The organism is Burkholderia sp. EMB26 (assembly GCF_024730645.1).
GTDB lineage: Bacteria > Pseudomonadota > Gammaproteobacteria > Burkholderiales > Burkholderiaceae > Burkholderia > Burkholderia cenocepacia.
Genome location: NZ_CP078071.1, coordinates 1793622 through 1810898 on the forward strand (window position 1 = coordinate 1793622; position 17277 = coordinate 1810898).

The 17277-nt window shown below is 67.8% G+C and carries 18 protein-coding genes; 14 read left to right on the forward strand and 4 right to left on the reverse strand.

Translation table 11 applies throughout. The annotated features are described in order from the left end of the window. The first annotated feature begins 188 nt into the window (after positions 1 to 188). The gene (gene zwf / locus KU887_RS24805) at positions 189 to 1664 is read left to right on the forward strand and encodes a glucose-6-phosphate dehydrogenase (protein ID WP_006482600.1); all 1476 of its coding nucleotides are present in this window, start codon (positions 189 to 191) and stop codon (positions 1662 to 1664) included. 70 nt (positions 1665 to 1734) lie between these two features. Here zwf and KU887_RS24810 read toward each other — a convergent pair whose 3' ends face one another. Then, positions 1735 to 2676 carry a LysR family transcriptional regulator gene (locus KU887_RS24810; RefSeq protein ID WP_006482606.1) on the reverse strand — a complete coding sequence of 314 codons (942 nt, stop codon included), beginning with the start codon at positions 2674 to 2676 and terminating at the stop codon, positions 1735 to 1737. 101 nt (positions 2677 to 2777) lie between these two features. On the opposite strand from KU887_RS24810, the gene KU887_RS24815 reads away from it, so the two are divergent. The 7 genes from KU887_RS24815 (at position 2778) to KU887_RS24845 (ending at position 9080) form a co-directional block, all read left to right on the forward strand. After that, the gene (locus KU887_RS24815) at positions 2778 to 3980 is read left to right on the forward strand and encodes an MFS transporter (protein WP_258255731.1); all 1203 of its coding nucleotides are present in this window, start codon (positions 2778 to 2780) and stop codon (positions 3978 to 3980) included. A gap of 29 nt (positions 3981 to 4009) precedes the next feature. Next, entirely contained in the window at positions 4010 to 4333 is a 324-nt protein-coding gene (locus KU887_RS24820; protein ID WP_006482596.1) for a hypothetical protein, read from the forward strand. Between the two features lie 16 nt (positions 4334 to 4349). Continuing rightward, positions 4350 to 5300 (forward strand): LLM class oxidoreductase, encoded by a 951-nt coding sequence (locus KU887_RS24825; RefSeq protein WP_062885018.1) that lies wholly within the window; start codon positions 4350 to 4352, stop codon positions 5298 to 5300. A 151-nt stretch (positions 5301 to 5451) separates the two neighbouring features. Next, positions 5452 to 6258 carry a 2,5-didehydrogluconate reductase DkgB gene (gene dkgB / locus KU887_RS24830; RefSeq protein WP_258255732.1) on the forward strand — a complete coding sequence of 269 codons (807 nt, stop codon included), beginning with the start codon at positions 5452 to 5454 and terminating at the stop codon, positions 6256 to 6258. Positions 6259 to 6327: 69 nt separating this feature from the next. Further along, the gene (locus KU887_RS24835) at positions 6328 to 7443 is read left to right on the forward strand and encodes an alkene reductase (RefSeq protein WP_048987691.1); all 1116 of its coding nucleotides are present in this window, start codon (positions 6328 to 6330) and stop codon (positions 7441 to 7443) included. Positions 7444 to 7462: 19 nt separating this feature from the next. Further along, a complete protein-coding gene (locus KU887_RS24840; RefSeq protein ID WP_006482595.1) occupies positions 7463 to 8425 on the forward strand; it encodes a cyclase family protein in 963 nt (320 codons plus the stop codon). Positions 8426 to 8561: 136 nt separating this feature from the next. Further along, positions 8562 to 9080, forward strand: coding sequence for a DUF3455 domain-containing protein (locus KU887_RS24845; RefSeq protein WP_012493588.1), 519 nt, complete (start codon positions 8562 to 8564; stop codon positions 9078 to 9080). A gap of 122 nt (positions 9081 to 9202) precedes the next feature. Here the strand turns inward: KU887_RS24845 and KU887_RS24850 are convergent, their stop codons facing one another. Beyond that, a complete protein-coding gene (locus KU887_RS24850) occupies positions 9203 to 9868 on the reverse strand; it encodes an O-methyltransferase (RefSeq protein ID WP_006494185.1) in 666 nt (221 codons plus the stop codon). A gap of 48 nt (positions 9869 to 9916) precedes the next feature. On the opposite strand from KU887_RS24850, the gene KU887_RS24855 reads away from it, so the two are divergent. From KU887_RS24855 to KU887_RS24865, 3 genes are all read left to right on the forward strand, one after another. Continuing rightward, complete coding sequence (locus KU887_RS24855) at positions 9917 to 10594, forward strand: TetR family transcriptional regulator (RefSeq protein WP_059722117.1); 678 nt, start codon at positions 9917 to 9919, stop codon at positions 10592 to 10594. Positions 10595 to 11124: 530 nt separating this feature from the next. After that, positions 11125 to 12513, forward strand: coding sequence for an NCS2 family permease (locus tag KU887_RS24860; RefSeq protein WP_006494183.1), 1389 nt, complete (start codon positions 11125 to 11127; stop codon positions 12511 to 12513). Between the two features lie 213 nt (positions 12514 to 12726). Then, a complete protein-coding gene (locus KU887_RS24865) occupies positions 12727 to 13320 on the forward strand; it encodes a hypothetical protein (RefSeq protein ID WP_058902385.1) in 594 nt (197 codons plus the stop codon). 9 nt (positions 13321 to 13329) lie between these two features. Here the strand turns inward: KU887_RS24865 and KU887_RS24870 are convergent, their stop codons facing one another. After that, positions 13330 to 13731: a CopD family protein gene (locus KU887_RS24870; protein ID WP_258255736.1), complete on the reverse strand. Its 402-nt coding sequence runs from the start codon at positions 13729 to 13731 to the stop codon at positions 13330 to 13332. Continuing rightward, positions 13728 to 14036: a DUF3817 domain-containing protein gene (locus tag KU887_RS24875; protein ID WP_006482618.1), complete on the reverse strand. Its 309-nt coding sequence runs from the start codon at positions 14034 to 14036 to the stop codon at positions 13728 to 13730. Before KU887_RS24875 ends, KU887_RS24870 begins: the two co-directional genes overlap by 4 nt. A gap of 106 nt (positions 14037 to 14142) precedes the next feature. Here KU887_RS24875 and KU887_RS24880 point away from each other — a divergent pair, with 106 nt between their 5' ends. The 3 genes from KU887_RS24880 (at position 14143) to KU887_RS24890 (ending at position 17086) form a co-directional block, all read left to right on the forward strand. Beyond that, the gene (locus KU887_RS24880; RefSeq protein WP_006491810.1) at positions 14143 to 15090 is read left to right on the forward strand and encodes a GlxA family transcriptional regulator; all 948 of its coding nucleotides are present in this window, start codon (positions 14143 to 14145) and stop codon (positions 15088 to 15090) included. A 66-nt stretch (positions 15091 to 15156) separates the two neighbouring features. Continuing rightward, entirely contained in the window at positions 15157 to 16077 is a 921-nt protein-coding gene (locus KU887_RS24885) for a LysR substrate-binding domain-containing protein (protein ID WP_006489204.1), read from the forward strand. Positions 16078 to 16303: 226 nt separating this feature from the next. Continuing rightward, complete coding sequence (locus tag KU887_RS24890) at positions 16304 to 17086, forward strand: ABC transporter substrate-binding protein (RefSeq protein ID WP_006489206.1); 783 nt, start codon at positions 16304 to 16306, stop codon at positions 17084 to 17086. Positions 17087 to 17277: the final 191 nt, after the last annotated feature.

Below are 17277 nucleotides of genomic sequence, written 5' to 3' on the forward strand. Positions count from 1 at the left end.
ATGAGTGAGCGCTCAATCATAATCAAGCGGCCGACAGGAATGCAAGCCTTGTTACATCTGGGGGGAACGCATACGCAATCCATCAAAACGGTGCACTATTAGCGTTTTGCCGTACCGGCGCCGGCCATCCGGCGCCCGATGCCCTCGACGTTCGTTTCACGTTCACCGTTTCAAACCGCGAACCTCCCATGACGAATCAGCCTTCCCAGACCGCGGCCGACCGGCCCGTCGACATGATCATCTTCGGCGGCGGCGGCGACCTGGCCGCCCGCAAGCTGTTGCCCGCGCTGTACATGGCGCACCTGCACTGCAATCTTCCGCCCGAGACGCGCATCATCGCCGTCGGCCGCCGCGACTGGGGCATCGACGGTTATCGCAAGTTCATGGACGAGCAGTCGCGCCCGTTCATCGACGAGAAGGCGTTCGACGCCGACGCGTGGAGCCGCTTCCTCGACCTGTTCAAGTACGTGCTGATCGACGTGAACGCGCCGGACGACTACCAGCGGCTCGCCGAAGCGGCGCGGAGCGAGGCGGTCCGCGTGTTCTACCTGTCGACGTCGCCGGAGCTGTTCACGACGATCTGCGACAACCTGTCGGCCGCGCACCTCGTCGACGCGCACTCGCGCGTCGTCCTCGAAAAGCCGCTGGGCCACGATCTCGCGTCCGCGAAGGCGATCAACGACGCGGTCGGCAAGCACTTCGAGGAATCGCAGATCTATCGGATCGACCACTATCTCGGCAAGGAAACCGTGCAGAACCTGATGGTGCTGCGCTTCGGCAACCCGATCTTCGGGCCGCTGTGGCAGGCGCCGAACATCCGCAGCGTGCAGATCACGGTGGCGGAGACGGTCGGCGTCGGCAGCCGCGCGGGCTTCTACGACCATACCGGCGCGCTGCGCGACATGGTGCAGAACCACCTGCTGCAACTGCTGTGCATCGTCGCGATGGAGCCGCCCGTGTCGCTCGACCCGGATGCGGTGCGCGACGAGAAGCTGAAGGTGCTGCGCTCGCTGCGGCCGATGTCGCTGTCGGACGTCGCGCGCGACACGGTGCGCGGCCAGTACACGGCCGGCGCGGTCGACGGCCAGCCGGTCAAGGGCTATCTCGAGGAGGACAACGTGCCGGCGGACAGCCGCGCGGAAACCTTCGTCGCGCTGCGCGCGCACATCAACAACTGGCGCTGGGCGAACGTGCCGTTCTTCCTGCGCACCGGCAAGCGGCTGCAGCGCCGCCAGTCGGAAATCGTGATCGAGTTCGCGGACATGCCGTTCTCGATCATCCCGACCGGTCCGCGCAATTACGGCAACCGCCTCGTGATCCGGCTCCAGCCGGAAGAGTCGATCCAGTTGCAGATGCTCGCGAAGGAGCCGGGCAGCGGGATGAACATGGTGCCGGTGAGCCTGAACCTCGACCTGCAGCAGGCGATTCCGGAACGGCGCGCGGAAGCGTACGAGCGGCTGCTGATCGACGTGATCCGCGGCCGCCTCACGCACTTCATGCGCCGCGACGAACTCGAAGCCGCGTGGTCGTGGGTCGAGCCGATCCTCGACGGCTGGAAGCAGCTCGGCGACCGGCCGCGCCTGTACACGGCCGGCACGTTCGGGCCCGCGGCTTCGTCGGCGCTGCTCGCGCGCGACGGGATGTCGTGGGCCGAAGAGGCGTAACCGCAACGCGACGGCGTGCCGCCGCGCGGCACGCCCGTCCCCGACGGGCAGCCCCACCTGCCCTGTATCGCTACTGCGGCACCATCCACGCGGCCTTGCGCCGCGCCGGCGCATCGCCGCCGCTGCCGCCGCCCAGCACCTCGATCAGGTAGTCGACGAACGACGCGATCCGCGACGAAATCGCGGTATTGCGGTAGTACACCGCGTGAATCGGCTGCTGGACGTCGAGCGTCTGGCGCGCGAGTACCTGCGCGAGCCGCCCCGCCTCGCGATCCCGCGCGGTCACGAAATCGGACAGGCAGACGACGCCCGTGCCCTCCAGCGCCAGCTGCCGCAGCGTTTCGCCGCTCGACGAATACACGTCCGGCTCGATGCGGCACGCTTCGCCGTCCGCGCCGAGGATCGGCCATACGTTCAACGATTCGGGCTGCGTGAAGCCGAGCAGCGTGTGCTTCGCGAGATCCTCGACCTTGCGCGGCTGGCCATGCGCTTCGAGGTACGCGGGGCTCGCGAGCATGCGTACCCGGCTGTTGCCGATCCGCCGGCTGTGCAGCGTCGAATCCTTCAACCGGCCGATCCGGATCGCGACGTCGGTGCGCCGCTCCAGCAGGTCGGTGATGCCCTCGTTGCTGTTCAGTTCCAGTTCGACCTTCGGGAAGCGTTCGCGGTAGCCGCGCACGAGCGGCACGATCACGTGCAGCATGAACGGCGTCGCGGCGTCGACGCGCAGGCGTCCGGACGGCATCTCGCGCCGCGCGAGCATCTGCTCTTCCGCACTCTCGACCGATTCGATGATCGCGCGCGCGTCCTGCAGGAATGCGCGCCCTTCCTCGGTCAGTTCGAGCCGGCGCGTGGTCCGGCGCAGCAGCGTGGTCTTCAGCTTTTCCTCGAGCCGCGCGAGCGTGCGGCTCGTCGCCGACACGGTGAGGTCGAGTTGCTGGGCGGCCGCCGTGATCGAACCGGTGTCGACCACGGCGGTAAAGGCCTGGAGTTCGTCGAGGGTGGTTTTCATTGTTGACTTTAAATCAAAACAATTTGGTTTATAGACCAGTTTTTCAGCAAAAGTAAAGCCGGCACACTGCGATCCATTCCTACTGAAACCCGGATCCCGTCATGCCACTCGCGTTGCTCGCGCTGACCATCAGCGCCTTTGCCATCGGCACCACCGAATTCGTGATCGTCGGGCTGATCCCGACGATCGGCGCCGATCTCGGCGTCAGCCTGCCGTCCGCCGGCCTGCTCGTCAGCCTGTATGCGCTGAGCGTCGCGATCGGCGCGCCGCTCCTCACCGCGCTCACCGGCCGCGTGCCGCGCAAGGCGCTGCTCGCCGGGCTGATGGCGCTCTTCACCGTCGGCAACCTCGTCGCGTGGCAGGCGCCCGGCTACGAATCGCTGATCGTCGCGCGCATCCTCACCGGCCTCGCGCACGGCGTGTTCTTCTCGGTCGGCTCGATCATCGCGACCACGCTCGTGCCGAAGGACAAGGCCGCCAGCGCGATCGCGACGATGTTCAGCGGGATGACCGTCGCGTTCGTCGCCGGCATTCCGCTCGGCACCTTCATCGGCCAGCACTTCGGCTGGCGCGCGACGTTCCTGATCGTCGCGCTGTTCGGGCTGGTCGCGTTCCTCGGTGCGGTCGCCTTCGTGCCGCGCGGGTTGCCGCAGACGCCGCCGGCGCCGCTCGCCCGTCAGCTGCGCGTGCTGGCCCAGCCGCGCCTGCTGCTCGTCTATGCGATGACGGCCGTCGGTTACGGCGGCTCGCTGATCGCGTTCACCTATATGGCGCCGCTGCTCGAACAAATCGCCGGCTTCACGCCGTCGCAGGTCAGCCTCGTGCTCGTCGGCTACGGCGTCTCGGTCGCGGTCGGCAACGTGTGGGGCGGCAAGCTCGCGGACGCCGTCGGCCCCGTGAAGGCGCTCAAGCGGATCTTCCTGCTGCTCGCGATCGTGCTGCTCGCGCTGACCTTCACGATCCACGTGAAATGGCTCGCGGTGCTGACGATGCTCGCGTGGGGCGCCGTCGCGTTCGGCAACGTGCCGGGGCTGCAGGTGTACGTCGTCAAGCAGGCGCGCCACTTCGCGCCGGACGCCACCGACGTCGCATCGGGCTTCAACATCGCCGCCTTCAACCTCGGCGTGGCCGGCGGCTCGTCGCTCGGCGGCCTGATCGTCGCGGACGTCGGCCTCGGCCACACGCCGTGGATCGCCGCCGTCGTCACGCTCGGCGCCTTTGCGCTCACCGCGCTGAGCGGCCGTCTCGACCGCCGCCACGGGCTGCCGGAACGCACGGCCGAACCGGTCGAACTCGCCCATTGAACGTCACTTTTTTGCAGGAGCTACCCAGCATGAACGCATCGACCCAACGTCCGCCGTTCGCCGGCAAGACCTTCGAAGTCCGTTACGACGGCCTCACCGCGCTCAACGCGTACGACGAGGACGGCCGCCACATGCGCTACGCGATCACCGAAGGCCCGTACGCGGGCGCGAAGGGCGAAGTCGAATACACGTGGCAGCGCATCGCCGGCGAGACCTACGCGATCTCGTGGCAGGAAGCCGATCGCGCGACCGTCGTGCATATCGACGACTTCGCCGCCGGCACGTCGCGCTCGTTCTTCACCGCGGCGTCGCTCGACTTCTACCGCCTCGACGGCAGCCTGCGCGCGGTCTGAACGGAGCAACCCGATCATGTCCACCTCCCTCGACAAGCTCGCCGCCGGCGGCTTCAGCATCGGCATCGAACTGCCGCTCGACAACGACTGGACCCCGTCCGGCAACGCCAAACGCCGGCATGACGGCCGCCACGCCGGCGTGCCCGACCTCGGCATCCACGCGGAGCTCGCGCAACTGGCCGACACGCTCGGCTTCCGCGCGCTCTGGGTGCGCGACGTGCCGGTGTACGACCCGTCGTTCGGCGACGCCGCACAGGTGTTCGAAACGTTCTCGTATCTCGGCTACCTCGCCGGCATCACGCACGACATCCTGCTCGGCACCGCGGCCGTCGTGCTGCCGCTGCGCGAACCGCTGCTGACGCTGAAATCGGCCGCGACGATCCAGGAGCTGAGCGGCGGGCGCCTGCTGCTCGGCGTCGCGAGCGGCGACCGGCCGGTCGAATATCCGCTGTTCGGCCGCGACTTCGCGTCGCGCGGCGCGAACTTCCGCGACCAGATCGCGCTGCTGCGCGACGGCGCGCGCGGGCATCTGCCGCCCGGCCTGGAAATGCTGCCCGCGGCCCGTTCGCCGGTGCCGCTGCTCGTCGCGGGCCTCGCCCAGCAGACGCCCGCGTGGATCGGCGAGCACATGGACGGCTGCCTCGCGTATCCGGGCACGCCGGCCGACCACCTGCAACGCGCCGCGAACTGGCGTGCGGTGGCGGGCGACAAGCCGTACGTGAGCTTCATCCATCTCGACCTCGCGGAAGATCCGCACGAACCGCTGCAGCGGCACCGCTTCGGCGCGCGCGCGGGGCGCATCGCGCTGACGGAGGAACTCGCGGCGATGCGCGATGCGGGCGTGCAGCACATCGGCCTGCATTTTCGCCGCAACCAGCGGCCGCTCGACGAGACGATGGCCGAGATCGCATCGGACGTGCTGCCTGCGTTCCATCCGAAAACGAATCCACGGACGCTCGCCGCATAAGACCGGCGAGCACCTTCAGATAGGCGAATGGCCGATCAATATTTGATTTCAAATCAAATATTTTTGACCTCTAAAGGCGTTTATTTCATCAGTCTCAAGCGCCAGAATGACTTCCATACCGCAATCGTTCCAACTCTTTCAGGAGCACATGATGAGCAAGATTCCCGCATTCGGCCTCGGTACCTTCCGCCTGCAAGGCCAGGTCGTCATCGACTCGGTCCGCAACGGCCTCGACGTCGGCTACCGCGCGATCGACACCGCGCAGATCTACGGCAACGAAGCCGAAGTCGGCGAAGCGATCGCCGCATCGGGCGTACGCCGCGAAGACCTGTTCCTCACGACGAAGATCTGGGTCGACAACTACGCGCCGGAGAAACTGGTGGCCAGCCTCGAGGACAGCCTGCGCAAGCTGCGCACCGACGTCATCGACCTGACGCTGATCCACTGGCCGGCCCCGGGCAACGGCGTGTCGATCGACGCGTTCATGACCGCGCTGGCGGACGCGAAGGCGAAGGGTCTCACGCGCCAGATCGGCATCTCGAACTTCAACATCGCACTGACGAAGGAAGCGATCGCGGCCGTCGGCAAGGATGCGATCGCGACGAACCAGATCGAGCTGAGCCCGTACCTGCAGAACCGCAAGCTGGTCGAGTTCCTGAACGCCGAAGGCATTCACGTGACGTCGTACATGACGCTCGCGTACGGCAAGGTGCTCGGCGACCCGGTGATCGGCGCGATCGCGCAGCGTCACGACGCAACGCCGGCGCAAGTCGCGCTCGCGTGGGCGCTGCAACTCGGCTACTCGGTGATTCCGTCGTCGACCAAGCGCGAGAACCTCGCCAGCAACCTGCTCGCGCAGACGCTGCGCCTGACCGACGAAGACATGGCGCAGATCGCCGCGCTCGAACGCAACGGCCGCGAAGTCGACCCGGCCGGCCTCGCGCCGAAGTGGGACTGAGCGCGCCGCGCCTTCATCCGATATGACCCGTCCGCGGCCCGCAGGCCGCGGCACCGACAGGACACCATCATGACCCAGGACCCGCTGTTCCAACCGCTGCAATTCGGCGCGCTGACGCTGCCGAACCGCATCGTGATGCCGCCGATGACGCGCTCGCGCGCCAGCCAGCCCGGCGACGAAGCCAACGAACTGATGGCCGCGTACTACGCGCAGCGCGCGAGTGCGGGCCTGATCGTCAGCGAAGGCACCTACATCGCGCCGCTCGGCAAGGGCTACGCGTGGACGCCCGGCATTCACACGCCGTCGCAGGTCGCCGGCTGGCGCAAGGTGACGGACGCCGTGCATGCCGCGCACGGCCGCATCTTCGCGCAGCTGTGGCACGTCGGCCGGCTCAGTCACACGAGCCTGCTCGGCGGCCAGCAACCGGTATCGTCGTCGCCGCTCCAGGCGAAGGGCGTGAACGTGTTCGTCGCCGGTGAAGACGGCAGCACGCCGGGCTTCGTGCAGGCGTCCGAGCCGCGCGCACTGTCGATCGACGAGATCCGCGAGATCGTCGGCCAGTACCGCGCCGCCGCCCGCCATGCGATCGAAGCGGGCTTCGACGGCGTCGAGCTGCACGGCGCGAACGGCTACCTCGTGAACCAGTTCATCGACTCGAACGCGAACACGCGTACCGATGCGTACGGCGGCTCGCTGGAAAACCGGCTGCGGTTCCTGCGCGAAGTCACGCAGGCGCTGATCGACGGCACCGGCGACGCGTCGCGCGTCGGCATCCGCCTCGCGCCGCTGACCACGCTGAACGGCTGCGTCGACGACGATCCGGAAACCACCTATCTCGCCGCCGCGAAGCTGCTCGGCGAACTCGGCGTCGGCTACCTGCACATCGCGGAAGCCGACTGGGACGACGCGCCGCTGATGCCGGTCGCGTTCAAGCAGCAACTGCGCGCCGCGTACCCGGGCGTGCTGATCTATGCCGGCGCATACACCGCCGAGCGCGCCCGCGAAGCGATCGCCGCCGGCTGGGCCGACCTCGTCGCCTTCGGCCGCCCGTTCGTCGCGAACCCCGACCTGCCCGAGCGGCTGCGCACCGGCGCCGCGCTCGCGCCGCACGATCGCAACACGCTGTTCGGCGGGGGCGCCCGAGGCCTGACCGACTATCCGACGCTCGCGCAAGCCGCGGCGTAACACGCTACAGGAATCTGAAATGAAAACAACGCTCGCCCGGCTCGCGCTCGCCGCGATCCTGCCGTTCGCGGCCGCGCAAGCGGCCCACGCCGCCCCGTCCGCTCCGGCGGCCGACTGGTATCCGTCCGTCTATGGCGCGAACGACGAAATCGGCGCGGCCAACCTGCTGACGCCCGACGTCGTCAAGCAGGCGGTCGGCCTCGTGAAGGTCGGCAAGGCCTATCCGTTGGCCGTGCCGGTGGACAAGAACCTGCCGGCGTTCCGTCACCGCAGCTTCCGGCTGTACAACGTGCAGGTCGGCCAGCAGGCCGGCAAGAGCCTCGGTCCGAACAAGTTCACGTTCAACGACGAACTCGTCAACGCATGGACCGGCGTCGGCACGCAGCTCAACGGCATCGGCCACATCGGCATCGACAACGTGTACTACAACGGCAACCGCGCGGCCGATTTCGTGACCGTCGACGGCGTGAAGAAGCTCGGCGTCGAGAAGGTGCCGCCGATCGTCACGCGCGGCGTCGTGCTCGACATGACTGCCTACTACGGCAAGCCGATCGTGCCGGGCGGCACCGAGTTCACGGTCGCCGACATCCAGGCCGTGCTGAAGAAGCAGGGGCTGACGCTGCGCAAGGGCGACGTCGTGCTGTTCAACACCGGCTGGCTGGAGCTTGTCGGCAAGGACGACAAGCAGTTCCTCGAGGTCGAGCCCGGCATCGGCATGGAAGCCGCGAAATGGCTGGCCGACCAGGGGATCGTCGCGTTCGGCGGCGACACGTGGGCGTCGGAGGTCTATCCGAATCCGCACACGCGGGACGAATTCCCGATCAACCAGTACATGCTCGCGAAGCGCGGCATCTACAACCTGGAACTGATCGACAGCCGCGCGCTGGTGCGCGACAAGGCGTGGGAATTCCTGTTCGTGCTCGGCCAGCCGCTGTACGTCGGCTCCACGCAGGTCAACATCAATCCGGTCGCGATCCGCTGATCGCGCGCGCCCTGCGGCAATCGCGGCGACTATCGCCGCGATTGTCATTTCCGTATTGCAGCCTGTGCGATGGGCGTCTAACGTTGACGGGATCGACGCCGTACGACCGTCACCCGACTTGAAAGGACGCCCCCTCATGCCAAGCCGCTCCCTGACACGCGACATGCTGCTGGCCCTTGTGGCCAGTCTTTCCCTGTCGGCTTTCACCGCGCCCGCACACGCCGACGAGGCCGCCGGCCTCGCGCCGCCAGCACCGGCCACGCCGGTGCTGACGACCACCGCGACCGGCGTGCAGATCTATGCGTGCGAATACGATGCCGACCACCGGCTCGCGTGGGCCTTCAAGCGCCCGGAGGCGATGCTGTTCGATGAAAGCGGCACGCTCGTCGTGCGGCACGGCGCGGGGCCGTCGTGGGAAGCGCTCGACGGCAGCCGCATTACCGGCAAGAAGCTCGCGGAAATGCCGAGCGCAAGCGCGGCCAGCGTTCCGCAGCTGCTGCTCGCGGCGGCGCCGGCCGCAACCGGCACGCTCGCCGGCGTGCGCTTCGTGCAGCGGCTCGACACGGCGGGCGGCACGCCGCCGGCCGCGACGTGCACGACCGAGCATGCGGTCGGCCGCTTCCCGTACTTCGCGCGCTACGTGTTCCTGAAGTGACACGCACGGCGTCGCAAGCGACGGGCATCATCCCGTCGCCTTTCGACGTGTCCCAATTCAATCAGCGATCCTATATTCGATGCGGGGAAGCGTGAAATCGCCGACACCCTCGTTCCGTCTGGTCAGCGTGTCCGCATCGACAATTCGACGTCGCCGCCGAACGGCACCGACAGATAGCCGTTTTCCGGTGCGCGCACGTAAGCAAGGTAGTCGGGGCTGTATTCCGCGTTGTCGGCCACGACGAACGCTCCCGCCCTGAGCCGCGGCTCGACCAGCGCGAGAATCTCCGGATACAGCGCCTTCGCTCCGTCGAGCAGCAGCAGATCGACCGCATCCGGCAGATCGTTAGCCAGCGTACGCAGCGCATCGCCTTCGCGAATCTCCACGAGATCAGCCAATCCTGCCGCCGTCAGGTTCGCCTGTGCGCGCACGACCTTCGACGGTTCAAACTCGCTCGTAATCAGCCGCCCGCCGCCGTTGTCGCGCAGCGCGGCCGCGAGATGCAGCGTCGAAATGCCGAACGACGTACCGAATTCGACGATTGCCGTCGCGCCGCCGCTGCGCGCGAGCATGTACAGCAGCATGCCCGTCTCGCGCGACACGGGAAGCGGGTAGTCCTTCAGGCGCGCATACAGATCGGCGTAGTCCGTCTTGCTGCGCATCAGCCGCGCTTGCTCGTCGCGCGACACGTTGGCGAAGGCCGGGCTCGTCGCGGGCGACGACGCGTCGGCTTCGTCGAACAGGCGCGCCAGCAGCGAAGCCAGCGGGTCGAGCATCAGAGTGGTCATGCGATATCTCCGGTAGCGGTTGAGTGCGTCGTTGCACCCGACTAGAATATGACGAACTATTCAGGTTTTACTATTCGCATTGGCAAACCGCTCATGACCGCCCGCCGAAACGCCCCGATCGCCACGCGCAAGCAGCCTCGGCAGGCGCGCTCGACCCGTCTCGTCGAGGACGTCCTGCAGGCGGCTATTCAGGTTTTGGCGAGTGAAGGTGCGCAGCGCTTCACGATGGCGCGCGTGGCCGAGCGGGCCGGCGTGAGCGTCGGCTCGCTGTACCAGTACTTCCCGAACAAGGCGTCCGTGCTGTTCCGGCTCCAGCACGACGAGTGGCGGCAGACGTACGACATGCTGTGCGGGATACTGCAAGACACGCGAAAGACGCCCCCGGAGCGGTTGCGCACCGCCGTCCACGCGTTCATCCGTTCGGAATGCGACGAGGCGCCGATGCGCATCGCCCTCGACGATGCCGCCCCGCTCTATCGCGACGCTCCCGAGGCGCGGGAAGTGAAGGTCGAGGGCAACCGCGCATTCAGCGCGTTCATGCGCGAAGCGCTGCCCGACGTGCCTGACGCGACGCATGCGCTCGCGTGCGAGCTGATCCTGACGACGCTCACCACGGGCGGCAAGGCGTTCTCCGAAACGGCGCGCACGCCGGCGGAAATCGATGCCTATTCGGCCGCGATGGCCGACATGTTCTGTGCGTATCTCGCGCATCTCGCGCACGCTTGAGGCCCGTGCCGACACGGAAACCGCGCACGCGCGCCGGCTGCATCGTCCGGATGCAGGTTGCGCACGGCGATGAACCCCGTCACCCGCCCCGGTTCGCACCGGCTTCCCGGTTCATCCTGAAAGCAGTTCGTAAAATCCAATGCCTCGGCCGCTGGCGCCCCGCCCGTCGACCCTGCATTCAAATAGTCGCCTTAACGGATTCGAACTAGGCGTATACACGCGGGTCGACACGACGGAGCCCCGTTGCACGCCGATATAAGCGCTGCGACATGCGCTGCATGCTCTTCGCCCGATGGGACGTGATGGGCGGCTCGCCTAACCTTCGCTACGGCAAAGCACACGTGACGGGGTCGCCCACACCACGCGTCGTCCGACGCGACACCCTCGCGATCGTCTCGATTCGCACGTAACGACACGCATCACGCGTCATGCGTCCCCACGACGTTGCCGAACAATCCCAACTAGATACGAGACACCCTGACGACGGTTCGCTACGGGCCGTTTCAGCATGCTGATAAAGGAGCAAGCTCATGAGTGATACCCCGGTGCAGCCGACGGTCGGCGTCGGCGCGGAAGAAACTGACTTTGGCACCAAGGGAGTCATCGACCGCTACTTCGGCATTGCGTCGCGCGGCAGCACGCAGCGCCGCGAGATCATTGCCGGCGTGACCACCTTCCTCGCGATGGTCTATTCCGTGTTCGTCGTGCCCGGCATGTTCGGCAAGGCCGGCTTCGACACGAGCGCCGTGTTCGTCGCGGTGTGTCTCACCACCGCGTTCGGCTCGCTGCTGATGGGTCTGTGGGCGAAGCTGCCGATCGCGATCGGCTGCGCGATCTCGCTGACCGCGTTCACCGCGTTCGGCCTCGTGCTCGGCAAAGGGCTGCCTCCGACGGTCGCGCTCGGCGCCGTGTTCCTGATGGGCCTCGTGTTCACCGGCATCTCGATCACCGGCGTGCGTTCGTGGATCCTGCGCAACCTGCCCGCGGGCGTCGCGCACGGCACCGGGATCGGCATCGGCCTGTTCCTGCTGCTGATCGCGTCGAACGACGTCGGCCTCGTGATCAAGAACCCGGGCGCCGGCCTGCCGGTCTCGCTCGGCCAGATCACCGCGTTCCCGGTCATCATGTCGGTCATCGGCCTCGCCGCGATCTTCGGCCTCGAAAAACGTCGCGTGCCGGGCGGCATCCTGCTCGTCGTGATCGCGATCTCGGTGTTCGGCCTGATCTTCGATCCGGGCGTGAAATACCGCGGCATCTTCGCGCTGCCGTCGCTGAGCGCGCCGGGCCACGCATCGCTGATCGGCGCGATGGACATCAAGGGCGCGCTGTCGATGGCCGTGCTGCCGAGCGTGCTCGCGCTGGTGATGACCGCCGTGTTCGACGCGACCGGCACGATCCGCGCGGTCGCGGGCCAAGCCGGCCAGCTCGACGAGAACGGCCGCATCATCAACGGCGGCCGTGCGCTGACCGCCGATTCGATCAGCTCGATCTTCTCCGGTTTCCTCGGCGGCGCGCCGGCGGCGGCCTACATCGAGTCGAGCGTCGGCGTGGCCGCCGGCGCGAAGACGGGCCTCGCGGCGGCCGTGGTCGGCCTGCTGTTCCTCGTCGTGATGTTCTTCTCGCCGCTCGCGGGCCTCGTGCCGTCGTACGCCACCGCACCGGCGCTGATGTACGTCGGCCTGCTGATGCTCGGCAGCGTGAGCAAGCTGCACATGGACGACATGGTCGACGCGATGTCGGGCCTCGTGTGCGCGGTGTTCATCGTGCTGACCGCGAACATCGTGACGGGCATCATGCTCGGCTTCTCGACGCTCGTGATCGGCCGCCTCGCCAGCGGCGAATTCCGCAAGCTCAACGTCGGCACCGTGCTCATCGCGGCCGTGCTCGTCACGTTCTATCTCGGCGGCTGGGCCATCTGAGCCCGGGACATGCGCGACGTCGCCTGCAGAAGGGCGGCGCGCATCGGGACGACATCGTCTCCTCCACCATCGTCGTTGATGGTCTCCAGGCCTGGGAACGCGAGTTTCCAGGCTTTTTTTGTCCGTGCGGCGCAGCGTGACGCGCTTTGTGAAAACGGCGCGACGCCCGTTCGCGCCCGGTGCTACGATCGCGTTTTGCCTTCAGGAGTCGCGATGAACACCCTCGGCATCGTCTCCGAATCGAGCACCCGGGCCTCGGCGCGCAAGCCGCCGTTCATTCCGTCGTTCGGCTTCCACGAAGTGCACGAATCGCAGCCGATCGGCGCGCCGCCCGCGCGCATCATCGACGTCGTCGCGTCGCTCGACATGCGCGCCGATCCCGTCATCGACACGCTGCTGACGGTGCGCGAATTCCCGGCGGCCATCGCCGGCGCGCTGCGCAACGTACCGGCCGGCCCCGGCCGCGCGCGCTTCGGCTTCGACGCCTTCACGCCGCTTCATCGCGACGACACGTCGCTGTCGCTCGGCTTGATCGGGCGCTTCTGGCGCCCGGCGCCCGACGTGCGCACCATCGCCGATGCCGACGCCTTCATCCGGCACGACGACCCGCGCGACGCGAAGCTGGTACTCCGGTTCGAGGTGGTCGGGCTCGCCTCGGGCGCGCACATCCTGCGCACCGAAACCTTCGTCCATTGCCCGAGCGCACGCACGCGCTGCCTGTTCGCGCCGTACTGGCTCGCGATCCGGCTGGGAAGCGGCTGGATCCGGCGTCGTACGCTGGCGGCGGTCGAGCTCGCGCTGGCCTGATTCGCCGCGTCAGAACGGCTTGATCACGGCCAGCCCGACGACGAGCGCCATCGCGACGAGCACCGCGCCCGCCGTCTGCCCGAGCCACGGCGCCGGCACGACGACGAGATCGTCGCGCGCCATGCGCCGCAGCGTGCCGGCCAGGATTCCGTGCAGCACCGACAGCGCGACGACGATCGCGAGCTTCACCAACAGCCATGCGGTGCCGAACCAGTGACCGCTCAACGCGAGCGCGATGCCGGCGATCCACACGATCGCGAGCGCGAGCGCCGTCACCGTGCGATCCCAGCGCCGCACCGCGCGATGCACGGCGAGGTTCGCGATCCGGACCGCGACCGACGACAACAGCAGCCCGCCGACGAACGTGACGACGGCGGCCAGATGCACGGCCTTCAGCACCAGGTAGATCATCGCGCGTGCCGCCTGCGCGCGATCCAGCCGGCGCTCGCCAGCCCCGCAAACGGCACGACGGCCGACAGCACGAGCCGCGCGACCTCGCCCTTGCTCCACAGCCCGCTCGACGCGGTGCCGACCACCGCCCACACGTACATCGCGAACGCGATGCCGTGAATCGGGCCCATGATCGATACCGCGACCGGATAACCGGCCAGATGCTTGAGCGGCACGGCCACGCACACCAGCGCGACGAGGGTGGTCGCCTCCAGCAGCGACAGGTATTGCAGGTTCCGCAACGCGTTGCGATCGTCTTGTGTCATCGGCAGGGCTCCAGGTAGTCCGCGGCGATTGTCGCGTGTAGTGCGGGTTCGAGCCATTGGCTAGAATGACATCTTTCAACGGATTCTGGCCACGGCCACGAATGCCATGCACACGGTCGCCGTGCTTGCTTTGCCCGATGTCGTCCCGTTCGATCTGGGTGTCGCGTGCGACACGTTCGCGCGCGTGCGGGCGCCCAACGTCGCGCAGGCGTACCGTGTCCGCGTGTGCAGCGACCAGCCGCGCGTCGGCGGCGACCTGTTCGAGCTGCGCCCGCCGTTTCGCCTCGATGCGCTGGCCGACGCCGACACGATCATGGTTCCCGGCACCTCCGTGCCGCTCGCGCCGACGTCGCGCCGCGTGCTCGACGCGCTGCGCGCGGCGGCCGCGCGCGGCTGCCGGATCGCGTCGATCTGCAGCGGCGCGTTCGTGCTCGCGGAAGCCGGGCTGCTCGACGGCCTGCGCGCGACGACGCACTGGCTCGCGGCCGCCGAACTCGCGCGCCGCTACCCGAACGTCGACGTCGATCCGAACGTGCTGTTCGTCGACAACGGGCGGATCCTGACGTCGGCCGGCGCGGCGGCCGGCCTCGATCTGTGCCTGCACATGATCCAGGCCGACTATGGCGCGGCGGTCGCCGTCGATGCCGCCCGCAGCGCGGTGGCGCCGCGCGTGCGCGAAGGCGGGCAGGCGCAGTTCATCGCGCCCGAATGGCCGGCCGGCGGCGACGGGCTGCACGACCTGCTGGACTGGCTGCACGCGAACCTGCGCCAGCCGCTGACGCTCGACGCGATCGCGCGCAAGGCGTCGACGAGCGTGCGCACGCTGACGCGGCGCTTCCAGGAGCAGACCGGCACGTCGCCCGGCCAATGGCTGCAGACCGCGCGCGTGCGGCATGCGCAGCAGTTGCTGGAGGTGACCGAGCTGTCGATCGAACATGTGGCGACGGAAGCCGGGTTCGGTTCGGTCACCGCGTTTCGCGAGCGCTTCGCGCGCATCGTCGGCACGTCGCCACAGCGCTATCGGCAGGCGTTCCGCGCGCGCGCCGATGCGTGACGTCGTCCGGATCGCCGCCTGAAGCATGAACCCGCCGCCCCCTTTCGCGCCAACCGGACCCGACCGATGACCCGCATCCGCAATCCCCTGAACATCGCGCAGCTCCAGGCGTTCGTCTCCGCCGCGCACCTGAAGAGCCTGCGCGCCGCCGCGCGCGAACTCGGCGTCACGCAGCCGGCGATCACGCATACGATCCGCGAACTCGAAACGGCGCTCAACGCGGAGCTGCTCGCGCGCAGCGTGCGCGGCGTCGAGCTGACCGCCTGCGGCGAGGCGCTGCTGCCGCGCGCCGAGCAGTTGCTGGGCGACGTCCGCCGCACGGTCGAGGCCGTCGAGCAGGTGAAAGGCGAGATGTCGGGCCGCGTCGCGGTCGGCACGATGCCGTCGATCGCACTGACCGCGCTGCCGCACGCGGTGACGGCGTTCCGCCGGTCGATGCCGAACGTCAGCCTGCATCTGGAGGAAGTGACGGTGCCCGACGCGCTCGCGCAGTTGCGCAACGGCACGCTCGACATCGCTGCAATGCACCATGTGCCCGCGCTCGACCGCGATTTCACGCAATTGCCGCTGCTGTCGACCGAATTCACGATCGTGATGCGCGACGGCCACCCGCTCGCGCACGCGCGCCGGTTAGAGGAACTGCTCGACGCCGAATGGATCGTCACCGTCGGCGCCGAGCAGTTTCCGCACAGCGTGATGGTCGGGATGTTCGAGGCGCACGGGCTGCCGCTGCCGAAACGTCTGCTGCGCTCGCCGATGTCGTTCGCGGTGACGCTCGGGCTCGTCGCGCGCTCGGACGTGATCGGCTGCTTCACGCGCCCGCTCGCCGCGATGGTCGCGCCGCTCGGCATCCGCACGGCCGAACTGGACGAAAGCATGCCACGCTTCGACCTGTCGATCATCGCGCGGCGCGACCTGCTGCCCACGCCCGCCGTGTCGCACTTCGTCACCTGCCTGCAGCGCGCGGTCAACGAAACGCTCGGCTGAATCGTTCCTGTGGATGAAACGGCGGCGCACCCCGCGCGCCGCCGCCGGGCCCGGTATCGGGGCTTGTCCTAGGCGCCCCGCCGGTATTTTGTCTTGATAATCTTGCGCACGTCGCGCGCCCCCATCGGGCGGGCGAAACGGACTGTCCGACGCGAAGCCGCGGCGGGCCGAAGGCTTACGGCGCGGCACAACCGCGCACCCATCGAACAAAACGAGGAGTCACCGAGTGAAAAAGATTCTTGCGGCTGTGACCGTCGCCCTGCTCGCCGTATCGGCCGGCAGCGCGTACGCGAAGGACTGGTCGACCGTGCGGTTCGGCGTCGACGCAAGCTACCCGCCTTTCGAATCGAAAGGCGCCGACGGCAAGGTGGTCGGCTTCGACGTCGATCTCGGCAATGAAATCTGCCGCCGCATGAACGCGAAGTGCGTGTGGATCGAAAACGACTTCGACGGGATGATCCCGGCGCTGAAGGCCCGCAAGTTCGACGGCGTGCTGTCGTCGATGTCGATGACGCCGGCGCGTCAGGAACAGATCGCGTTCTCCGCGAAGCTGTTCAACACGCCGACGCGCCTCGTCACGAAGAAGGGCACGGGCCTGATGCCGACGGCCGAATCGCTGAAGGGCAAGTCGGTCGGCGTCGAGCAGGGCACGATCCAGGAAACCTACGCGAAGACGTACTGGGCCTCGAAGGGCGTGAACGTCGTGCCTTACCAGAACCAGGACCAGGTCTACGCCGACCTGATCTCCGGCCGTCTGGACGGCGCGCTGCAGGACGCGGTGCAAGCCGAGATCGGCTTCCTGAAGACCCCGCGCGGCGCGAACTTCGACTTCGCCGGCAAGGATCTCGACGATCCGAAGACGCTCGGCAACGGCGCCGGTATCGGCCTGCGCAAGGAAGACACCGACCTGAAGGCGAAGATCGACGGCGCGATCGCCGCGATGCGCAAGGATGGCACGTACGACAAGATCGCGAAGAAGTACTTCGATTTCGACGTCTACGGCAAGTAATACGGCCGACGAACGCGCGATTCGGCGCGACGGGAACGGGCTCCGCACGGAGCCCGTTTTTTTTTGCGCACGACGCGGGCGCCGTTATTTTTTCCGCGCCAAGCTGATGATTCTCAACGGAAAACCGCTTGTTCTGGCGCCGGTTTGATGGCGGCGAGGAAGGCAACGTACAATCGTTCTTCCACGCACAC

Excerpts from the sequence above, each read along its gene's own strand:
- zwf (WP_006482600.1), top strand. The coding sequence starts at position 189 with ATGACGAATCAGCCTTCCCAGACCGCGGCCGACCGGCCCGTCGACATG.
- KU887_RS24810 (WP_006482606.1), bottom strand. The coding sequence starts at position 2,676 with ATGAAAACCACCCTCGACGAACTCCAGGCCTTTACCGCCGTGGTCGAC.
- KU887_RS24815 (WP_258255731.1), top strand. The coding sequence starts at position 2,778 with ATGCCACTCGCGTTGCTCGCGCTGACCATCAGCGCCTTTGCCATCGGC.
- KU887_RS24820 (WP_006482596.1), top strand. The coding sequence starts at position 4,010 with ATGAACGCATCGACCCAACGTCCGCCGTTCGCCGGCAAGACCTTCGAA.
- KU887_RS24825 (WP_062885018.1), top strand. The coding sequence starts at position 4,350 with ATGTCCACCTCCCTCGACAAGCTCGCCGCCGGCGGCTTCAGCATCGGC.
- dkgB (WP_258255732.1), top strand. The coding sequence starts at position 5,452 with ATGAGCAAGATTCCCGCATTCGGCCTCGGTACCTTCCGCCTGCAAGGC.
- KU887_RS24835 (WP_048987691.1), top strand. The coding sequence starts at position 6,328 with ATGACCCAGGACCCGCTGTTCCAACCGCTGCAATTCGGCGCGCTGACG.
- KU887_RS24840 (WP_006482595.1), top strand. The coding sequence starts at position 7,463 with ATGAAAACAACGCTCGCCCGGCTCGCGCTCGCCGCGATCCTGCCGTTC.
- KU887_RS24845 (WP_012493588.1), top strand. The coding sequence starts at position 8,562 with ATGCCAAGCCGCTCCCTGACACGCGACATGCTGCTGGCCCTTGTGGCC.
- KU887_RS24850 (WP_006494185.1), bottom strand. The coding sequence starts at position 9,868 with ATGACCACTCTGATGCTCGACCCGCTGGCTTCGCTGCTGGCGCGCCTG.
- KU887_RS24855 (WP_059722117.1), top strand. The coding sequence starts at position 9,917 with ATGACGAACTATTCAGGTTTTACTATTCGCATTGGCAAACCGCTCATG.
- KU887_RS24860 (WP_006494183.1), top strand. The coding sequence starts at position 11,125 with ATGAGTGATACCCCGGTGCAGCCGACGGTCGGCGTCGGCGCGGAAGAA.
- KU887_RS24865 (WP_058902385.1), top strand. The coding sequence starts at position 12,727 with ATGAACACCCTCGGCATCGTCTCCGAATCGAGCACCCGGGCCTCGGCG.
- KU887_RS24870 (WP_258255736.1), bottom strand. The coding sequence starts at position 13,731 with ATGATCTACCTGGTGCTGAAGGCCGTGCATCTGGCCGCCGTCGTCACG.
- KU887_RS24875 (WP_006482618.1), bottom strand. The coding sequence starts at position 14,036 with ATGACACAAGACGATCGCAACGCGTTGCGGAACCTGCAATACCTGTCG.
- KU887_RS24880 (WP_006491810.1), top strand. The coding sequence starts at position 14,143 with ATGCACACGGTCGCCGTGCTTGCTTTGCCCGATGTCGTCCCGTTCGAT.
- KU887_RS24885 (WP_006489204.1), top strand. The coding sequence starts at position 15,157 with ATGACCCGCATCCGCAATCCCCTGAACATCGCGCAGCTCCAGGCGTTC.